Genomic DNA, 18,754 nt, shown 5'->3' with positions numbered 1-18,754 from the left:
CGCTCTTCGAGAGCGGCCCTTCGCTTATGCTGCGCGCCCGTTGTGGGCTGCTACCCTTGACGCCGCAATTGCGCGGGCGGCAGTTTGAGCAAATTGCGGTATTTGGCGACGGTGCGTCGCGCGACGAGCATGCCTTCTTGCGTCAGCATCTTCGCAAGCGCCACGTCCGAGAGCGGATTGCGCGGGTCCTCCTGCTCGATCATCTCTTTGATGAGGGCGCGCACGGCCGCGGCTGAGCAACGCCCGCCGGTTTCGGTCGCAAGTTCGCGCGGAAAGAAATGTCTGAATTCGAAGATGCCGCGCGGCGTGGCCATGTACTTGTTGCTCGATGCGCGCGAGACGGTCGACTCGTGCAGGCCGAGTTCCTCCGCGAGCTTGCTCAGTACGAGCGGCTTCAGCGCGATTTCGCCGTAATCGAAGAACGCCTTCTGATACGACACGATGCATTGCGCGACGCGCTGAATGGTCGTGAAACGCTGCTCGGCGTTGCGCAGCAGCCAACGGGCTTCTTGCAGTTGCTGGGCGAGCGGCGAGCCACTGCCGCCGGCGGATTGAGCGAAGAGTTCCGCATAGACGCGATGGATCCGCGCGCGGGGCAGGACGGCGGGGTTGATTGTCGCAACCCAGCGGTTCTTCACTCGCCGGACGATCACATCCGGAATGACGTAGTTGTCGTCGGTGCGGGCGTAATACTCGCCCGGCTTGGGATCGAGCCGCCGCACGAGCGCGCAGGCGACGCGCAACTCCTCGGCCGAGCAGCCGAGCTGTTTCTGGAGCTCGGCATGTTCGCGGCGCGCGAGCCGCTCGAGATGGCTTGCGGCGATTTCGTGCGCGAGATCGCGCCCCGGCGTTTCAGGCGGCATCGCATCGAGTTGCAACTGCAGGCATTCGGCGAGCGAACGCGCGCCCACACCGGGCCGATCGAGCGTTTGCACGAGCCGCAGCGCCACGCGCAGTTCTTCTTCGGCCAACGGAGGGTCGGCTTCGAACGCGGCGGCGAGATCGCTGAGCGAATCGCGCAGGTAGCCATCGTCGTCGAGCGCTTCGATCACGACTTGCGCCGCGGCACGATCGCGCTCGTTGAGCGGATAGAGGCTCAGCAGATCGTGCAGGTGTTCATGCATCGTCGGCTGGGCATGCGCCCATGCGCCCGGGTCAACGTCGTCGCCGTCGCCGTTATGGCGGGACGCGGAGCGCAGTGACCAGTCCTGCGAGAAATCGCCGCTGGCCTCCTCGCTGGCGGCGGCCGCCGATGCATCGGCGGCGGCGAGGCTGTCGAGCCCCTCGGTGGCTTCAGTGGTTGTGGGCGCAACGGTTTCCGCGGCGTCCTGCCCGACACCGTGGACCTCTTTGACGCGATCGGACTCGACCTCCCCTTCGGGAACCGGTTCGTCGTATTCGAGAAACGGATTGCTGTCCAGCGCTTGACGCAGCTCGTGCTGAAACTCCAGCGACGACAACTGCAGCAACCGCACCGATTGCTGCAGGCGCGGCGTCAACGCGACGTGTTGTTTGCTGCGAAGTTCGAGAGTCGGTGGCATAGTCTGGGTCCGTTTGAAGAGGTCCCAGGAACTCAAGCAACGCTCATACCATGCGACGCAACGAGCGACGGCACCCGGCAGGCGGGGGGCTCACGCCATGTCGGGCGCCGTATCGAGATAGCAGCTTTTACAGGTAGTGTGCAAAAAACGCGCCGCATTCCTCGGCTTACGCGCGATCGAGTGTGCGCTGGCGCACGCTTGCCCGCCCGACGAGCGGCGGGGGAACTCGCGCCAACGAAAACGTCCGTCAGGCGGTGGCGGGCTGCGTTTGCCTCAATCGGAGCAGGCTCACGCATGCGGCGAGCGCCGCGAAACCCGCTCCGAGCTGAAGGCAAATCATCGGACCGCTCGTCGGCGCGACGCCGAATATCAGCGCAACGAGCGCGGCGCCGAGCGTTTGTCCGGTGAGCCGCGCGGTGCCGAGCATGCCGCTCGCGCCCCCGCTGCGCTCGCGCGGTGCCGCGGACAGCAACTGGCGGTTGTTCGGCGCCTGAAAGAGGCCGAAGCCCGCGCCGCAAACGGCCATGCGCCAGGCGATGTCGGCGCCGCCGGGATGCGGGCCGAGCGTGGCCAGCAGCACGAGGCCAGCGGCGAGAATCGCGAGGCCGACGCCGCCGAGGATACCGGCCGAATAGCGATCCGAAAGCACGCCCGAGAGCGGGGCGGCGAAGACGATCGCGAAGGGCCAGGGCGTGATGAGCAGGCCGGTTTGAACCTGCGTGAAGCCGAACGTCGCTTGAAAAAGAAACGGCAGCGACACGAATGCCAGCATCTGAGCGCAAAAGGAACAGATCGATGTGCCGACCGAAAGCGCAAAGACAGGAATCCTCAATAAGTCGACCGGCAAAAGCGGTGCGCGCTGCCGCAGTTGCCGCTTCACGAAGAAGTAGCCGACGGCTATCACCGCCAACGCTTGCAGCGTCACATAAGGCCACGATTCGCCGTGGCCCACGCCGTCGATCGTGAAGACCATGAGGCCGAACACGAACGCGTTCATGACCGCGCTCAGGTAGTCGTAAGGCGCATTGTGTCCGGGGGTGTTGGGCAGCGCCTTGAATGCACCGACGATCGTGACGAGGCCGATGGGCACGTTGATCGCAAACAGCCACGGCCACGATGCAACGGCGAGAATGCCGGACGCGACCGTCGGTCCCACTGCCGAGGCGAGCGCCACCACCATCGCGTTCAATGCGACGCCGCGCCCGAGGTGCGCGGGCGGATAGATTGCGCGCACGAGCGCAGTGTTGACGCTCATCAGGCCGGCTGCGCCGAAGCCTTGCACGACGCGCATCGCGGCGAGCACGGGCAGCGAGCCGGACAGCGCGCAGCCGAGCGACGCCAGCGTGAAAAGCGCGAGCCCCGACGTATAGACCCGCCGATAGCCGATGCGGTCGCCGAGCGAGGCGAGCGGCAGCAGCGAGATCGTGATTGACAGCTGGTACGCGTTGACGACCCAGATGGACGCCGCGGCACTCGCGTGCGTGTCGCGCGCGATGGTCGGCAACGCGACGTTGGCGATGGCGCTATCGAGGACGGCCAGCGTCAGGCCAAGCGCAATGACCGCGATGGCCCAGTAGCGTTCGGGAACGGGAAGGCCTTGGTCTGTCAACATCCGCGTTTCATTTCAGCTCGTAAAGGCCCGTGTAGATCGTCGAGTCGATTTCGTTCATATGTGTCATGAAGCGTGCGACGGCGTTCGTCGTCTCGGCCGTGACCGGTAGATGCGGTACCTTGAGCGCGTGAAGACGGAAGATGTAGCGGTGCGGCTTGTCTCCGCGCGGTGGCGCGGCGCCGCCGAAGCCTTGCGTGCCGTAGTCGTTGCGCACCTGCACCGCGCCGGCAGGAAGCAGCGAGCCGTCGGCCTTGCCGGCGTTGCGTGGCAGCGAGCGCGCGTCGGGCGGAATGTTGACGACGACCCAATGCCAAAAGCCGCTGCCGGTCGGCGCGTCCGGGTCGTGGACGGTCAGTGCGAGGCTTTGCGCGTCTTCGGGGACGCCTTCCCATTGGAGCGAGGGCGATGCGTTCGCGCCGTTACCGTCGACACCGAACATTTTGTCGTCGCATTCCTGATCCTTCGGCATGAAGCCGTTGATCGGGAAGTCGTCGGACCACAGTCTGAAGTCAGCCATCGAATGCCTCCATTTTTTGAAACGTCAACGTCGAGGCCGCGAAGCGGCGAGCGAGCCGAGTTTAGCACCGGGTCCGCGCGCGAGGCGCGGGGGAGCGCCGGCATGGATAGCAGTATAGGCGCGCTACTGATCGCTCAAGCGCGGACGCTGCGAGCGAAGCGCAGCGAAAACGTCGTTCGGACGTCGGGCACGCTGTCGACGCGGCACTCGCCGCCGTGCTCGTCCATGATCGACTTGACGATCGCCAGGCCGAGCCCGGTGCCCGCCGCGGAATTCTGGCGCGCGGGGTCGAGCCGATAGAAGCGATCGAAGATTCGCTCGATATGCGCCGGCGCAATGCCGGGGCCTGTATCGGTGACTGACACCGAAGCCACGGCATCGAACTCCCGGCATTCGATCGACACTGCGGAGCCCTGAGGCGCATGCGCGAAGGCATTCGACAGCAGATTGCCGAGCGCGCGCTGCACGAGCAGCGGATCGCCATCGAACGTGCAGTGGCCATCGACGGTGATCGCGATGCCGCGATCCTCGGCGATCGATTCGTAGTAGCGCGCAACGCGCAGCGCTTCGCGCTGCCCATCGACGCGCTGGAAATGTGTGCGCCGTTGCCGCGCGTCGGCGCGGGCGAGAAAGAGCATGTCGTCGACCATGCGCGAGAGGCGCTGGAATTCCTCCACGCTCGATTCGATGATCGCGCGGTATTGCTCGTTGGAACGCGGCTGGGAGAGCCCGACTTGCGCCTGGGCCAGCAGGTTCGTGAGCGGTGTGCGGATGTCGTGCGCAAGATCGGAAGAGAATTGCGTGAGCCGCGTGAATGACTCGTCGAGCCGCTGCAGCATGCGGTTGAACGCATGCGTGAGCTCGCGCAACTCGTCGGCCATGCCCGTATCGGGCAGCGGGTGCGCGAGGCGGTTGCCGGAAATCTCGTCGGCGCGCGCGGCGAGCTGGCTCAGCGGTTTCAGCGCGAATACGGCGATCCGGTAAGCGACGAGGGCGGCGAGCACGGTGCCGACGAGCACGCCCAGCACGACACTCAGTGCGCAGATGTGCAAGAACGCCTGAGCACCGCGATAGTTGCGCTGCACGACCACGCGCACCGGGACGTCCTTTTCGGCAATCCTGGCCCGCGCGACGAGATAGCGCAACGGCCGCTGCTCGTGTTGCACGGCGACCGGGGTGGTACTCAATGCACTCAATGCGCTTGCCAATACGTTCGGACTCGGCACGAAGTTCGGGCTGCTGACGAGCGTGTTGCCGCGTTCGTCGAAGACCGCCAGGTCGACGTCTTCATGGCCTTGCAGCAGCAGGGACGAAGCGGGACGTTCGTCACGCAGTTCTTCGATCGTCTCCACGGTGCCGAGCCGCGAAATGGCCGCATCGAGCGTCGCCTCCATCTCGTGCCGCAGCGATTTCGCGATCGATCGATCCAGCGTTTCGTAGAGCAGTGCGCCGCTCACGGCGAGAATGATCGAAGTCGACAGCGCGAACAGCACCGCGAGCCGGCCGCGCATCGTTTTTGGCACGAGATGTCCGATCATACAAGGGAGTCATCGCGCTGTTCGAGCACGTAGCCCATGCCGCGCACGGTATGGATCAGCTTCGGCTCATACGGATCGTCGACTTTCGCGCGCACGCGGCGGATCGCCGCGTCGACGATATTCGTATCGCTTTCGAAGTTGATGTCCCATACCTGCGAGGCGATCAGCGAGCGCGTCAGGATCTCGCCCTCGCGGCGCATGAGCAGCCACAGCAGCGCAAACTCCTTGGCCGTGAGCAGGATCGTACGGCCTTGCCGTTTCGCTTTGCGGCGCATGAGATCGAGCTCGAGATCGCCCACACGCAGCACCGACGCATCCAGCGTTTGCCCGCGGCGCAACAGCGAGCGCACGCGCGCGAGCAACTCGACGAAATCGAACGGCTTGACGAGATAGTCGTCCCCGCCGAGTTCGAGCCCTTTGACGCGATCGTCCACGTCGTCGCGTGCGGTCAGAAAGAGTACCGGCGTGCGATGCGTCTTGCGCAGTTCCTCGACGATCGACCAGCCGCTCTTGCCGGGCAGCATCACATCGAGGATGGCGAGATCGTACGCTTCTGTCTGCAACTGATGCAGCCCGGTGACGCCGTCCGCGGCGATGTCGCAGACAAAGCCCGCTTCGACGAGCCCTTGTTTCAGATAAGTCCGGGTTTTGGGCTCGTCTTCCACAATCAGGATCTTCATTTCGGTATTGGGGTGCGCCGTTGAACGAATGGGCGATGAAAAAGGGCGAACGTGCATACCATGCAAAGAATATGCGCGGCCGGTAATCGAAACGATTGTTGACCGGGTCGTATCTCGATAAGTTCCGCTCAAATCGATTTCAATGGACTCCGCATCCGCGCAGGCAGCCCGGTAATTGAAAAAACCGAATCGATATCGATCGGCATTTTGGCCACTACCGACGAACATGACGACAAAATCATCTTGCCGTCATGTTTGCGATGCGCCTATTCGCCAGAATTCCAACTCGTGAACGTCGCATCATCTACGCTCATTGATGTTCTCCATTCCGGCTTAGGAGGAAAAAGCAATGAATTTTACGAAACAAATGATTTTGCAAAACGCTGCATGGGCCCGTGAGGCGTGCGATGGCGACCCGCGCCTTTTCGAGCGACTGAGGCAAGGGCAGGATCCTAAGGTGCTATGGATCGGCTGTGCCGACAGCCGGGTGCCGGCGGAAATCGTGACGGGCGCGCGGCCCGGCGAGCTGTTCGTGCACCGGAACATCGCCAATCTGTTCGTGCCGCATGACGACAACACCATGAGCGTGCTCGAGTACGCGGTCTGCGTGCTGAAAGTGAAGGACATCGTGATCTGCGGCCACTATGGCTGCGGTGGCGTGCGGGCGGCGCTGGGGGCGCCGAACGACGGGGTGCCGCACGTCGAGCAGCGCATTCGTCCGTTGCGGTGGCTTGCGCGGCGTCACCGCGACGAACTCGATGCGATCGCCGATTCCGATGAGCGTACGAACCGCCTCGCCGAGCTGAACGTGCTCGAACAGGCGCGTGTGCTGCGTGCGTCGCCCGTCGTTCACGATGCCGTGCCTCGCCCGCAAGTCCATGCCTGGATCTTCGATATCCGCGATGGGCTCATTCGAGCGTTGCCGTTCGAGCATGCCGAGGCGGCCGAGCCGTCGTACGGCTCCGACCTATCGCATCGGCCCGGCCGGCGCGAACCTGCGCCGATTCGCGTCGCCAACGTCGGCTGAGGCTCGGCGCACGGCAGTTTTGCGTCGGGGCACATCGACTCCTTCGAACGAACCCCATAGCGCGCGCCGGCCTCGTACCGGTCGGGCGCGCGCTTCATTCTCTCGCAACCCAACACCATGACGAATGCCAAACTGGCGGCTACGCTGCCGCGGGATTGTTTTTCGGGAACGGTCGTTTTTCTCGTCGCGCTGCCTTTGTGCCTCGGCATCGCCCAGGCGTCCGGCGTCGAGCCGTTCGCCGGGCTGTTGGCAGGCATCATCGGCGGTCTTGTCATCTCGCTGCTGAGCGGCTCGCAACTGAGCGTGAGCGGACCGGCGGCCGGGCTCATCATGATCGTCGTCGACGGTATCGCGAACGTCGGCGGATTTCCTGCATTCCTGAGCGCCCTGCTGGTGGGCGGCGCCATGCAGTTTTGCTTCGGTGTCCTGAAGGCCGGGCGGTTCGCGGCGTACGTGCCGTCGCCCGTCATCAAGGGCATGCTGGCCGCAATCGGTCTCTTGTTGATCGTCAAGCAAACGCCCGTCGCGCTGGGGCTTGCAACGGGCGGCGCTGCCAGCGGGGCCGGCGCCAGCTACGCGGCTGGTTTTCTCGAGACGCCGTTCGGCACGACATCGGTCGTGGCCTGCGCTCTCGCGGCGATATCGCTTGCGATTCTCTTCGGTTGGGAAAGCCGGTTCGTGCGGCGTTTGCCGCTGGTCGGGCTCGTGCCTGCGCCGCTCCTCGTGGTGGCATTCGGCGTTGCCGTCACGCTCGGCATCGATGCCTTCGCGCCGGCACTCGCGTTGCCCGCCTCGTACCGCGTGAACCTTGCGCCGCTCGATTCGATGGCCGCGCTGACCAGTGCGCTGGCCGCGCCCGATCTGACACGCCTCGCGAGCCTGGACGTCTGGCGGCTCGCGGCCACGATCGCGATCGTCGCCAGTCTGGAGACGCTGTTGTGTCTCGAGGCCATCGAACAGATGGATCCGCAAAAGCGCGCCGCCTCGCCGGACCGCGAGCTCAAAGCGCAAGGCGTCGGCAACATGCTGGCCGGCTTGCTCGGCGGCTTGCCGATCACATCGGTGATCGTGCGCAGTTCGGCGAATCTGCATGCGGGGGCGCGCTCGCGCATGTCGGCTTTCGTGCACGGGTTGCTGCTGCTCGCGAGTGTTTTCGTGCTGAGCGAGATCCTCAACAAGATTCCGCTGGCATCGCTCGCGGCAATCCTGATCGCCACCGGCTACAAGCTTGCAAAGCCCGCGCTCTTCGTCGATGTGGCCAAGCGCGGCGTGAACGCACTGGTGCCGTTTCTCGCGACGATCGGCGGCGTGCTGGCGACGGATCTGCTGATCGGCATCGGCCTCGGTATCGCGTGCAGCATCGTGCTCGCGCTGCATCCGAATCTGCGCAACCCGTTTTCGATTGCGCAGCACGGCAACGAGTTTCTGCTGCTGTTCCGCAAGGACGTATCGTGTTTCATTCGCGTGAAGCTCAAGCAGCATCTCGCGCAGATTCCCGACCGCGCCACGCTCATCGTCGATACGAGCCGTGCCGACTTCGTCGACCCCGATGTGCGGCATATGATCTCCGAGTTCGCGGCGCAGTCCGCCCATCGCGGGATTTCGGTGAGTTGGCGGTGAGGCAAGGGCGTAGCCGCCGTCCCTACCGCTAGCGCTGCACAGGCGTCGCATGAAGATGCGGCGCCTTTTGCGCGATATGGGGCGAACATAATGACATCGGTCGGCATGATCGCTCTCGTATTACCAATGGGGCTTTGCTCGGTATCGAACTTGCCACGGCCCGTGACAGGCCTACAATGCGGTTATCGCGACGTTGAGGAGGCGATCATGCCCGAGTCCTCGATCGGCTTGATGCTGATGCTGGCGGTTTTCGTCGGCATTGCCATGGCGCTGGCCACGCGTTATCACACCGACCATCCTCTAAGCGACCTGCGGCGTTGGCTCGGTGACCATCACCGGGTTGGCCGGACGCATCGCCGGCATTGAGGCGCTGGCCTCTACCGGCCATGCCTTGCCGTTGATCTTTGGCGCTCGCACGCGAAGTTCGAGAGGCCGGCCCGACTCGTTGGCGCGCCCCTGCCGGGCGGCGTGCCGAGTCATCGAACCGATACGCAGCACCGTTACAATGCGCATTGCCTGCCGAATTCGTCCTCGCGGCGGATGCGGCGGATTCTTGCGAGTTGGGCTGCCCGAACCGGCACATGCCGCGCTCGCGAATAGCAATAAATCGATCAAACTTTGAGCGCTCTATGCACCAACGCAACGCATTGGAAAAAATTCTCGAAAGTCTGTTATTCAATTCCCGGTGGCTGCTCGCCCCGTTTTATGTCGGCCTCGTGGTATCGCTGATGATGTTGCTCGTCGCGTTTATCGGCGATCTCGCGCATCTCGTTCCGAATCTTTTGCAGGCGAGCCCCGAGGACATCATCCTCGGTGTACTGACGTTGATCGATTTGTCGCTGGCGGGCAACCTCGTCGTTATCGTGATGTTTTCGGGCTACGAGAACTTCGTCTCGAAGATCGATACGGGACATAGCGAGGATCGGCCGAGCTGGATGGGTACGCTCGATTTTTCGGGCTTGAAGATGAAACTGATCGGCTCGATCGTGGCGATCTCGGCCATCTCGCTACTGCGTGCATTCATGACGCTGACCGAGCCGGGCAGCGTGCTCGACGAGGTGCGTATCCGGTGGCTCGTGATCCTGCATTTGACGTTCGTCGGCTCGGGGTTGCTGTTTGCCGCCATGGACTGGGTGGCGGCGCAGTCGGAGAAGCATTGACGGGAACGCTCGCCATTGGCTGACTTGTGCGGACCTACGGCTTTTGTGGTCCCCCCGACAGGAATCGAACCTGTATCTAGCGCTTAGGAGGCGCTTGTTCTATCCATTGAACTACGGGGAGGGGGATGAATGCGCGAGGCGTGGAGCGCTCACGTGTGCCAGTGCGGGCAGAGTATAACAAAGACGCGACAGCGTGCCTGCGCGGCGTTGCACGCGCGCCGCCGGAGCACTCCGGCATGCCTGCCTCGGCCGCCGACCGCAAAAAAAGCGCTCGATCAAAACTCCACGACGCTGAATTCAGCTTTGCTCACGTCGCACAACGGGCAGCGCCAATCCTCGGGGATGTCCGAAAACCGCGTCCCCGGCGCAATGCCCTCTTCGGGCAGCCCTGCTGCCTCGTCGTACACCCACCCGCAAATCAGGCAAACCCAGCTTTTGTATTCGATTACGTCGCTCACGGCGCTTTTGGTCCTTTCACATCTCAAAATCAAAACGATCGCTTAGCGTGGCCGGCCCCGACCGATCGGACCCGCCTGCCGGCCTCGAATGGCCGCTTCGCGAAATGAAGCGCGCTATTTTACCGAAGCCCGGCTCCCTTGCGATGCGACGAAGCGTCCGGCCCGCGCCCGGTACAATTGACGTTTCCGACTTTTCGCAAGGCGCGCTCCCATGTCGCTTTACACCATCGCCGGCGCGCAGCTCGCGTTCGGGCACGTCGCGCTGCTCGATCATGCGGATTTCTCCCTGGAAGCCGGGGAACGCGTGGGTCTCATCGGCCGCAACGGCGCCGGTAAGTCGTCGCTGCTGAAAATCGTCGTGGGCCTCATGCAGCCCGACGACGGGCTCGTCACGCGCCAACAGGAACTCACGACCGTCTACGTGCCGCAGGAGCCCGAGTTCGACCCGCAAGTGTCCGTCTTCGATACCGTGGCGAGCGGCCTCGCCGAAGTGCGCGCCTCGCTCGACGAATACGACGCCGTTGCTCACGAGCTTGCGGCGACACCCGAAGGAGCCGCACACGACGCGCTGCTCGCCCGCATGAACACGCTGCAGTCGCGGCTCGATGCGACGAACGCCTGGAGCTGGCGCACGCGCGTGGCGACGACGCTCGCGCAGATCGGCCTCGATGGCGACGCCCGCGTGGGTGCGCTCTCGGGCGGTATGCAAAAGCGCGTGGCACTGGCGCGCGCACTCGTGACCGATCCCGACATCCTGCTGCTCGACGAACCGACCAACCACCTCGATTTCGATGGCATCCGCTGGCTCGAGGAGCTCCTCGTCGGCGCGCGCGCCGGGCTCTTTTTCATCACTCACGACCGCGCGTTTCTCGATCGCGTCGCCACGCGCATCGTGGAACTCGATCGCGGCAGGCTGCTGTCGTACCCGGGCAATTTCTCGGCCTATCAGACGCGCAAAGCCCAGCAGCTCGAGGTCGAGCGGATCGAAAACGAGAAGTTCGACAAACTGCTCGCGCAGGAGGAAGTCTGGATCCGCAAGGGCGTCGAGGCGCGCCGCACGCGTAGCGTCGGCCGCATTGCGCGGCTCGAGCAGATGCGGCATGAACGCGCCGAGCGCCGCAACGTGCAGGGCAATGTCAAGCTCGACGTGGGCCAGGGCGAACGCTCGGGGAAGATCGTGGCCGAACTCACGGACGTGACGAAGCGTTACGGCGCCCGCACGGTCATCGAGCGTTTTTCCACGACCGTCATGCGCGGCGACAAGATCGGGTTCGTAGGCCCGAACGGTGCGGGCAAGACGACGCTGCTGAAACTGATTCTCGGCGAGATCGCGCCCGACGAAGGCACGGTGCGCGTGGGCACGAACCTGCAGGTCGCGTATTTCGACCAGATGCGTGCCCAGCTCGATCCCGACAAAAGCCTCGCAGATACGATCAGCCCCGGTAGCGACTGGATCGAAGTCAATGGCACGCGCAAGCATGTGATGAGCTACCTGGGCGACTTCCTGTTCGCACCCGAGCGCGCTCGTTCGCCTGTCAAGTCTCTTTCGGGCGGCGAGCGCAACCGGCTCTTGCTCGCGCGGCTGTTCGCGCGGCCCGCGAACGTACTCGTGCTCGACGAGCCCACCAACGATCTCGACATTCCGACGCTCGAGCTGCTCGAGGAGTTGCTCGACGAGTACGCGGGTACGGTCTTGCTCGTGAGCCACGACCGGTTCTTTCTCGACAACGTCGTGACATCGGTCATCGCATCCGAGGACGAAGGGCGCTGGCGCGAGTACGTCGGCGGTTTCACCGACTGGCAGTTGCAAAGCGAACGTGCGGCTCGGCTCGCCCAGGCGGCGGCCAAGCCGGCATCCGCTACCGCCTCGCGCGACGCCGCGCCCAAGGAGAGCGCCGCGGGCCGCAACGCTCAACGCACAGTGAAGCTGTCGTTCAAGGAGCAACGCGAACTCGAGGCCTTGCCGGACACGATCGCGGCATTGGAGGCCGAACAAAAAGCGATCTCGGCAAAGCTGGAGGACGGCGCCATTTTTGTGACCGATGCCAAGGAGGGCGCGCGATTGACGGAGCGCTTTGCCGCCATCGACGAGGAGTTGTTGGCCGCGTTGGAGCGGTGGGAGGCGCTCGAGGCCAAGCGCAAGTAAGCTGCACGGGAAGTCGCTCGGCGGCGCGACTGGCGTTTCGGCCGAATTGCCCGCCAGGTCGAAACCAGTAAAATACGCCGCGACTGCAGGGCCGCCTGTTTTGCGGGCACGCTCTGCGCGAGCCTTGTTTCGGCTCGCTTTTTTTGAATTTTCAACGCATTGTCCACGTAGATATCCCCATCGCCTGTGGACAACGATGACGAGTTCCAATACGAAACGATGTCCACGAAAAAGCCAAGCACCGCATACAGCGAGGCGTCGATCAAGGTGCTCAAGGGTCTCGAGCCGGTCAAGCAACGGCCCGGCATGTACACCCGCACCGAAAATCCGCTGCACATCATCCAGGAAGTCATCGATAACGCGTCGGACGAAGCGCTCGGCGGCTTCGGCCGGCAGATCACGGTCACGCTGCACGCCGATCACTCGGTCTCCGTCGACGACGACGGGCGCGGCATCCCGTTCGGGATGCATCCGGATGAAGGCGTACCCGTCGTGGAGATCGTCTTCACGCGCCTGCATGCGGGCGGCAAGTTCGACAAGGCGGCGGGCGGCGCCTATACCTTCTCGGGCGGGCTGCACGGCGTCGGCGTTTCGGTGACGAACGCACTTTCCTCGCGGCTCGATGTGACGGTGTGGCGCGACGGCAAGGTGGCCGAAATCGGCTTCGCGCACGGCGATGTCGCGCGACCGCTGCAGGTGCGCGCCGCCGAGAAGAACGGCAAGCGCACCGGCACGCGCGTGACGGCGCAGCCGGATCCGAAATATTTCGATTCCTCGAACATCCCGCTTGGGGAGCTTCAGCGGCTCTTGCGCTCGAAAGCGGTGCTGCTGCCCGGTGTGGAAGTTGCGCTCGTCAACGAAAAGACGGGCGAGCGGCAGAGCTGGAAATACGACGACGGTCTGCGCGGTTACCTGCTCGAGGGTATGGCGGGCAGCGAGTTGCTGGTGCCGCTTTTCGAAGGCGAGCGTTATGCCGACAGCGCACGCATGAGCGAAGATGCGTTCGCCGAAGGCGAGGGCGCTGCCTGGGTGGTGGCCTGGAGCGAAGAAGGACCGCTCACGCGCGAGTCGTACGTGAACCTCATTCCGACACCGGCGGGCGGCACGCACGAGTCCGGCCTGCGCGATGGGCTGTTCCAGGCCGTGAAGAGCTTTGTCGAACTGCACAACCTCCAGCCCAAAGGCGTGAAGCTGCTGGCGGAGGATGTCTTCGCGCGGGTTTCGTTCGTGCTGTCCGCCAAAGTGCTCGATCCGCAGTTCCAAGGGCAGATCAAGGAGCGCCTCAATAGCCGCGACGCGGTGAAGCTCGTATCGTGGTTCGTCAAGCCAGCGCTCGAACTATGGCTCAATCACCACGTCGAGCACGGCAAAAAGCTCGCCGAACTGGTGATCAAACAGGCGCAGGCCCGCACGCGGGCGGGCCAGAAGATCGAAAAGCGCAAGAGCTCCGGCGTGGCCGTGCTGCCGGGCAAGCTGACCGATTGCGAATCGACCGACATCTCGCGCAACGAGCTCTTCCTCGTGGAGGGCGATTCGGCGGGCGGCTCGGCCAAGATGGGCCGCGACAAGGAGTATCAGGCCATCCTGCCGTTGCGCGGCAAGGTCCTCAACACGTGGGAAACGGAGCGCGACAGGCTTTTCGCCAACAACGAGGTGCACGACATCTCGGTGGCCATCGGCGTCGATCCGCACAATCCTGACGATAAGGTCGACCTGTCGAATCTGCGCTACGGCAAGATCTGCGTCCTTTCGGACGCGGACGTCGACGGCGCCCACATCCAGGTGTTGTCGCTGACGCTGTTCTTCAAGCACTTTCCGCAGCTCATCGAGCGCGGCCATATCCATGTGGCGCGTCCGCCGCTCTTTCGCGTCGACGCACCCGCGCGCGGCAAGAAGCCCGCTCAGAAACTGTATGCGCTCGACGAGGGCGAGCTGGAAGCGATCCTCGACAAGCTGCGCAAGGACGGTGTGCGCGAATCGCAGTGGTCGATCAGCCGCTTCAAGGGGCTCGGCGAAATGAGCGCGGAGCAGCTCTGGGATACGACGATGAACCCGGACACGCGGCGCCTGATGCCCGTCGCACTGGGCGAGCTCGACTATGACAGCACGGTCTCGCGCATGACGATGCTGATGGGCAAGGGCGAGGCGGCCGCGCGTCGCAGCTGGCTCGAAGAGAAGGGCAACGAAGTCGAGGCGGACATCTGAATCGCTTTGCGCTGCGCAGCTTGATCGTTCCCCGCTCGAATTCTGAATACGGACACCATTTTCGATGGCTCAACAAGACGACCTTTTCGCCCCGGCCGTTGTGCCGCCAGACGGCGAATCCCTGACGCTCGGCCATTATGCCGAGCGCGCCTACCTCGATTACGCGGTGAGCGTCGTCAAGGGGCGTGCCTTGCCCGACGTGAGCGATGGCCAAAAGCCCGTGCAGCGGCGCATCCTTTACGCGATGAACGAGATGGGCCTCGCCGCCGATGCGAAGCCCGTGAAGTCGGCGCGCGTCGTCGGCGATGTGCTCGGCAAATATCACCCGCATGGCGACCAGTCGGCATATGACGCGCTCGTCCGCCTTGCCCAGGATTTCTCGATGCGCTACCCGCTCATCGACGGTCAGGGCAACTTCGGCTCGCGCGACGGCGACGGCGCGGCGGCAATGCGTTACACCGAAGCACGCCTGACACCGATCGCCCGGCTTTTGCTCGATGAGATCGACGAAGGCACCGTCGATTTCATGCTGAACTACGACGGCTCGTTCCAGGAGCCCAAAATCCTGCCGGCGCGGCTGCCGTTCCTGCTGCTCAACGGCGCATCCGGGATTGCGGTCGGTCTTGCCACGGAAATTCCGTCGCATAACCTGCGCGAGGTGGCGGCAGCGGCAGTGACGATGATTCGGCGTCCCAACATTTCGCACGCCGAACTGATGGAGCTCGTGCCGGGTCCGGATTTTCCCGGCGGCGGGCAAATCATTTCGAGCGATGCCGAAATCGCGGCCGCCTATGAAGCGGGTCGCGGCAGCCTGAAAGTCAGGGCGCGCTGGAAGATCGAAGAGCTTGCGCGCGGGCAATGGCAGCTCGTCGTCACCGAACTGCCACCGAATACATCGGGACAGAAAGTGCTCGAGGAAATCGAGGAGCTCACCAATCCCAAGGTGAAGCTGGGCAAGAAAACCCTCACGCCCGAGCAATTGCAAACGAAGCAGACGCTGCTCGCCCTGGTCGACGCCGTGCGCGACGAATCGGGCAAGGATGCGCCCGTGCGGCTCGTGTTCGAACCGAAGACGAGCCGCATCGACCAGACGGAGTTTATCCATTCGCTGCTCGCTCATACGAGCCTCGAATCGAATGCGCCGCTCAACCTCGTGATGATCGGCGCGGACGGCCGCCCGCGCCAAAAGGGGCTGCTCGACATTCTGCGCGAGTGGGTCGCTTTCCGGTTCGCCACGGTCACACGCCGCACGCGGCACCGCTTGGCCAAGGTCGATGATCGTATCCATATCCTCCAAGGGCGGATGATCGTCTTCCTCAACATCGACGAGGTGATTCGTATCATTCGCGAGGCGGATGAGCCGAAGCAGGCACTCATCGCTGCGTTCGGTCTGTCCGAGCGGCAGGCTGACGACATCCTCGAGATTCGCCTGCGGCAGCTCGCACGGCTCGAGAAGATCAAGATCGAAAAAGAGCTCGAGGCGCTGCGCGACGAGAAAGCGAAACTCGAGGAACTGCTCGCCAACGAATCGTCGATGAAGCGGCAGATCATCAAGGAAATCGAGGCCGACGCGAAGCAGTACGGCGACGAGCGCCGCACGCTGATCCAGCAGGAAAAGCGCGCGACGTTCGAGGCCCGCGTCGTCGATGAACCGGTCACGGTCGTCGTCTCGCAACGCGGCTGGGTGCGCGCGCTGAAAGGCCACGGGCTCGATCCCGCCGGCTTCTCGTTCAAGGACGGCGACGGCCTGTATGCCGCCTTCCAGTGCCGCACTCCGGATACGTTGATCGCCTGGGGCAGCTCGGGCCGCGTCTATTCGGTGGCGGTCGCGATGCTGCCGGGGGGGCGTGGCGACGGCGTGCCGGTCACTTCGCTGATCGAACTGGAAGCGGGCACGCGGCTTTTGCATTATTACGCCGCGAATCCGGAGCAGGCGCTGTTGCTCGCATCGAGCAACGGATTCGGCTTCGTTGCCAAGGTGGGCGATATGGTCAGCCGCCAAAAGGCGGGCAAGTCGTTCATGACGATCGATGCGGGCGCGGTGCCGCTCGCGCCGATGCCGGCGCTGCCCGATGCGCGTCAAGTCGCCTGTCTGTCGAGCGCGGGAAGGTTGCTCGTTTTTCCTTTCGACGAGATGAAGACCCTTTCGGGGGGCGGACGAGGCGTCACGCTCATGATGCTCGACGACAACGAAACCCTCGTCCAGGCACTGGCGATCGCGGCGGCCGGCGTCGTGCTCATCGGTACGGGGCGCGGCGGCAAACCGGTCGAGGAGATTCTGGCCGGCGCATCGCTTGCGCCGCATGTCGGCAAACGGGCCCGCCGGGGCCGTGCGCCCGATACGCGGACGAAGGTCGGTGGGTTGCGCCCGGCGCTCGCGTGACGCGATGACACTTCGGCCTGTGCGACCGGCAAACGGTTCGGGCTGCTAACTTTAGGAGAATGGTGTCATGTCGATTGCCATGGACGTTGCGTTGTTCCTGCATTTGACGGCCGTGGCGGTGTGGATTGGGGGGATGATATTCGCGCAGTTTTGCCTGCGCCCGTCGCTCTCGGACATATCGCCGCAATTGCGCCTGCCGCTGATCGGGGCCGTGTTCGGACGGTTTCTCGACTGGGTCGGCGTGGCCGTGCTGTTGATTCTGGTTTCGGGCGGCTTCCTGCTCGTCAGGTTCGGTGGCGGTAAGGCGCCATGGCCGCTGCATGCCATGGCCGGGCTCGGGGTCGTCATGATGATGATCTTCGGGCATTTACGCTTTGCCGTTTTCCCGCGCATCGTCCGCGCGGTACAAGCGCAAAAGTGGCCGGACGGCGCTCGCGCCGTCGAGATCATGCGGCGTCTCGTACTCGCCAATCTCGTATTGGGGATCGTGACGATCGCTATCGCTGTCTACTCGCGCGGTTTCTGATCGCAGTAACGAGCATAGAGGACGCGTCGTCCGCACGCTTCATCGATGTGCGACGAACATCGCGATGGCGTAGGTCAGTGCCACCATCGCATAGACGGCGTACACCGGCAGCTTGAGGCGCCCGAGGCACACGAAAGCGAAGACTGCCGTGCCGACATAGGAAAACCGAAGCGGCACGTGTTCCGCGACGTGCACCACCGCCACGACGAGAAAGGAAGTGGCCGCGGCGCGCAGCACGCGCATGCCGTGCTCGAAGCGTGCATGCATCTCGAGCCGTTGCAGATGCCGCCTTGCCAATATGATCAGGAGCCCTGACGGTACGAAAAAGGCGACCGTCCCCGCGACGGCACCGATGCTGCCGTACGTGAGATAGCCCAGAAACGGAATGACGTTGAGCAGCGGCCCGGGTGAGACCGGCGAGAGCGCGAACGCCAGTGTGAAGTCGCGCATCGTCACGCCGAGCGGCGCTGCGACGAACAGCGTTTTCAGCACCGGCAGCGCGGAAAAGCCGCCGCCGAACAGCGTCATTGCGGCGCCTGCGAGCCGCGGCCAGAGCAGTGCGAGCTGATATTGCGGCGACAACGGCAGCGGTAGCGCGAAGAGGACGACCAGGGACACGAGGATGGGTACCAGAATCTTGTCGCTGCGCTCGAACGCAATGACGAGGCGTTCGCCGCGGGTCGGACTTTGGATCCAGCCCGCCAGGAAGGCGATTGCCAGCAACAGCACGAATGCGCTCGCCCGCTGCGTGAGCAGCAAAATGGCGCAGGCTCCGGCCGCCGCCAGCCATTGCAGCCGCGTATGGACGACCGCGCGCACCTGCCGGTACCAGGTAATGGCAATGAGGCTGCCGAGCACGACGGCGAAATGGTCGATCAGCTCGGGCGATGCCATCGAGCGGATGAACGGCGAATCGTAGAAGATCGCGAATGCCGTCATCGTGCAGAAGAACGGTAGCACCGCTGCGATGCCAGCCACCCAGGCACCGGCAGCTCCGCGCAGCGCATGGCCGACTTGCACGGCTACGTTGCAGCCGACGGCACCGGGGACCATCCAGGAGAGCGCGATCAGATCGGAAAAAGCGAGCCGCGTGAAGCGCCGCTCGCGTTCGACGTAATAGAGTTCGAGTTGCGCCATCAGCGCAAGACCGCCCCACGAAAGCGCCGAGAGCACGAGGACGACTCGAAAGAGCGTCCAGAGCGGCTCGCGCGCGGCTGGCGGCGCATCGGTCGCTCGTCTGTCGCCGGGCTGGGATGCTGCCGGCGGCGTATTCGGCGTAGATCTCGCTTTCGTTGGTACGTCGTTCATGGGCGCAGCCCGGCCGGGCGCGGCTAGGGTCTG

15 protein-coding genes and 1 tRNA gene are annotated in these 18,754 nt (G+C 64.0%); 8 read left to right on the top strand and 8 right to left on the bottom strand.

Features of this window, described 5'->3' with window-relative positions; genetic code table 11:
* Positions 1 to 50 precede the first annotated feature (50 nt).
* From ACR9ZC_RS22535 to ACR9ZC_RS22515, 5 genes are all read right to left on the bottom strand, one after another.
* The gene (locus tag ACR9ZC_RS22535; protein ID WP_481581967.1) at positions 51 to 1,541 is read right to left on the bottom strand and encodes an RNA polymerase factor sigma-54; all 1,491 of its coding nucleotides are present in this window, start codon (positions 1,539 to 1,541) and stop codon (positions 51 to 53) included.
* Positions 1,542 to 1,788: 247 nt separating this feature from the next.
* Positions 1,789 to 3,153 (bottom strand): MFS transporter, encoded by a 1,365-nt coding sequence (locus ACR9ZC_RS22530; RefSeq protein ID WP_481581966.1) that lies wholly within the window; start codon positions 3,151 to 3,153, stop codon positions 1,789 to 1,791.
* Positions 3,154 to 3,160: 7 nt separating this feature from the next.
* Complete coding sequence (locus ACR9ZC_RS22525) at positions 3,161 to 3,670, bottom strand: YbhB/YbcL family Raf kinase inhibitor-like protein (protein WP_331572341.1); 510 nt, start codon at positions 3,668 to 3,670, stop codon at positions 3,161 to 3,163.
* Between the two features lie 134 nt (positions 3,671 to 3,804).
* Entirely contained in the window at positions 3,805 to 5,208 is a 1,404-nt protein-coding gene (locus tag ACR9ZC_RS22520; protein WP_481581965.1) for a heavy metal sensor histidine kinase, read from the bottom strand.
* Positions 5,205 to 5,888 carry a heavy metal response regulator transcription factor gene (locus tag ACR9ZC_RS22515; RefSeq protein WP_173260020.1) on the bottom strand — a complete coding sequence of 228 codons (684 nt, stop codon included), beginning with the start codon at positions 5,886 to 5,888 and terminating at the stop codon, positions 5,205 to 5,207. The genes ACR9ZC_RS22520 and ACR9ZC_RS22515 overlap by 4 nt, the downstream gene beginning before the upstream one ends.
* A 349-nt stretch (positions 5,889 to 6,237) precedes the next feature.
* On the opposite strand from ACR9ZC_RS22515, the gene ACR9ZC_RS22510 reads away from it, so the two are divergent.
* The 4 genes from ACR9ZC_RS22510 to ACR9ZC_RS22495 all read left to right on the top strand — a co-directional run bounded on the left by ACR9ZC_RS22510 (position 6,238) and on the right by ACR9ZC_RS22495 (position 9,695).
* Entirely contained in the window at positions 6,238 to 6,915 is a 678-nt protein-coding gene (locus ACR9ZC_RS22510) for a carbonic anhydrase (protein WP_331572339.1), read from the top strand.
* 117 nt (positions 6,916 to 7,032) lie between these two features.
* Positions 7,033 to 8,535 (top strand): SulP family inorganic anion transporter, encoded by a 1,503-nt coding sequence (locus ACR9ZC_RS22505; protein ID WP_481581964.1) that lies wholly within the window; start codon positions 7,033 to 7,035, stop codon positions 8,533 to 8,535.
* 207 nt (positions 8,536 to 8,742) lie between these two features.
* The gene (locus ACR9ZC_RS22500) at positions 8,743 to 8,901 is read left to right on the top strand and encodes a hypothetical protein (protein WP_331572337.1); all 159 of its coding nucleotides are present in this window, start codon (positions 8,743 to 8,745) and stop codon (positions 8,899 to 8,901) included.
* Between the two features lie 263 nt (positions 8,902 to 9,164).
* Positions 9,165 to 9,695 carry a TIGR00645 family protein gene (locus ACR9ZC_RS22495; RefSeq protein ID WP_331572336.1) on the top strand — a complete coding sequence of 177 codons (531 nt, stop codon included), beginning with the start codon at positions 9,165 to 9,167 and terminating at the stop codon, positions 9,693 to 9,695.
* Positions 9,696 to 9,741: 46 nt separating this feature from the next.
* On the opposite strand, the gene ACR9ZC_RS22490 is transcribed toward ACR9ZC_RS22495, so the two are convergent.
* Together ACR9ZC_RS22490 and ACR9ZC_RS22485 are read right to left on the bottom strand one after the other, a co-directional pair.
* Positions 9,742 to 9,816 (bottom strand) — tRNA-Arg (locus tag ACR9ZC_RS22490).
* Positions 9,817 to 9,970: 154 nt separating this feature from the next.
* Positions 9,971 to 10,153: a rubredoxin gene (locus ACR9ZC_RS22485; protein WP_440560729.1), complete on the bottom strand. Its 183-nt coding sequence runs from the start codon at positions 10,151 to 10,153 to the stop codon at positions 9,971 to 9,973.
* Positions 10,154 to 10,364: 211 nt separating this feature from the next.
* Between ACR9ZC_RS22485 and ACR9ZC_RS22480 the strand changes: the two genes are divergently transcribed.
* From ACR9ZC_RS22480 to ACR9ZC_RS22465, 4 genes are all read left to right on the top strand, one after another.
* A complete protein-coding gene (locus tag ACR9ZC_RS22480) occupies positions 10,365 to 12,299 on the top strand; it encodes an ATP-binding cassette domain-containing protein (protein ID WP_481581963.1) in 1,935 nt (644 codons plus the stop codon).
* A 219-nt stretch (positions 12,300 to 12,518) separates the two neighbouring features.
* Complete coding sequence (locus tag ACR9ZC_RS22475) at positions 12,519 to 14,504, top strand: DNA topoisomerase IV subunit B (protein ID WP_481581962.1); 1,986 nt, start codon at positions 12,519 to 12,521, stop codon at positions 14,502 to 14,504.
* 64 nt (positions 14,505 to 14,568) lie between these two features.
* On the top strand, positions 14,569 to 16,887 hold the full coding sequence (gene parC / locus ACR9ZC_RS22470; RefSeq protein WP_481581961.1) for a DNA topoisomerase IV subunit A: 2,319 nt from the start codon (positions 14,569 to 14,571) through the stop codon (positions 16,885 to 16,887).
* 67 nt (positions 16,888 to 16,954) lie between these two features.
* Positions 16,955 to 17,413, top strand: a complete 459-nt coding sequence (locus tag ACR9ZC_RS22465; protein WP_481581960.1) for a CopD family protein — start codon at positions 16,955 to 16,957, stop codon at positions 17,411 to 17,413.
* 39 nt (positions 17,414 to 17,452) lie between these two features.
* Here ACR9ZC_RS22465 and ACR9ZC_RS22460 read toward each other — a convergent pair whose 3' ends face one another.
* Entirely contained in the window at positions 17,453 to 18,721 is a 1,269-nt protein-coding gene (locus tag ACR9ZC_RS22460) for a chromate transporter (RefSeq protein ID WP_481581959.1), read from the bottom strand.
* Positions 18,722 to 18,754 lie beyond the last annotated feature (33 nt).

The organism is Trinickia sp. HAY1-2D, assembly GCF_056754935.1.
The sequence above is the reverse complement of the archived record's forward strand: the minus strand, read 5'-3'. Positions and strand labels throughout refer to the sequence as shown.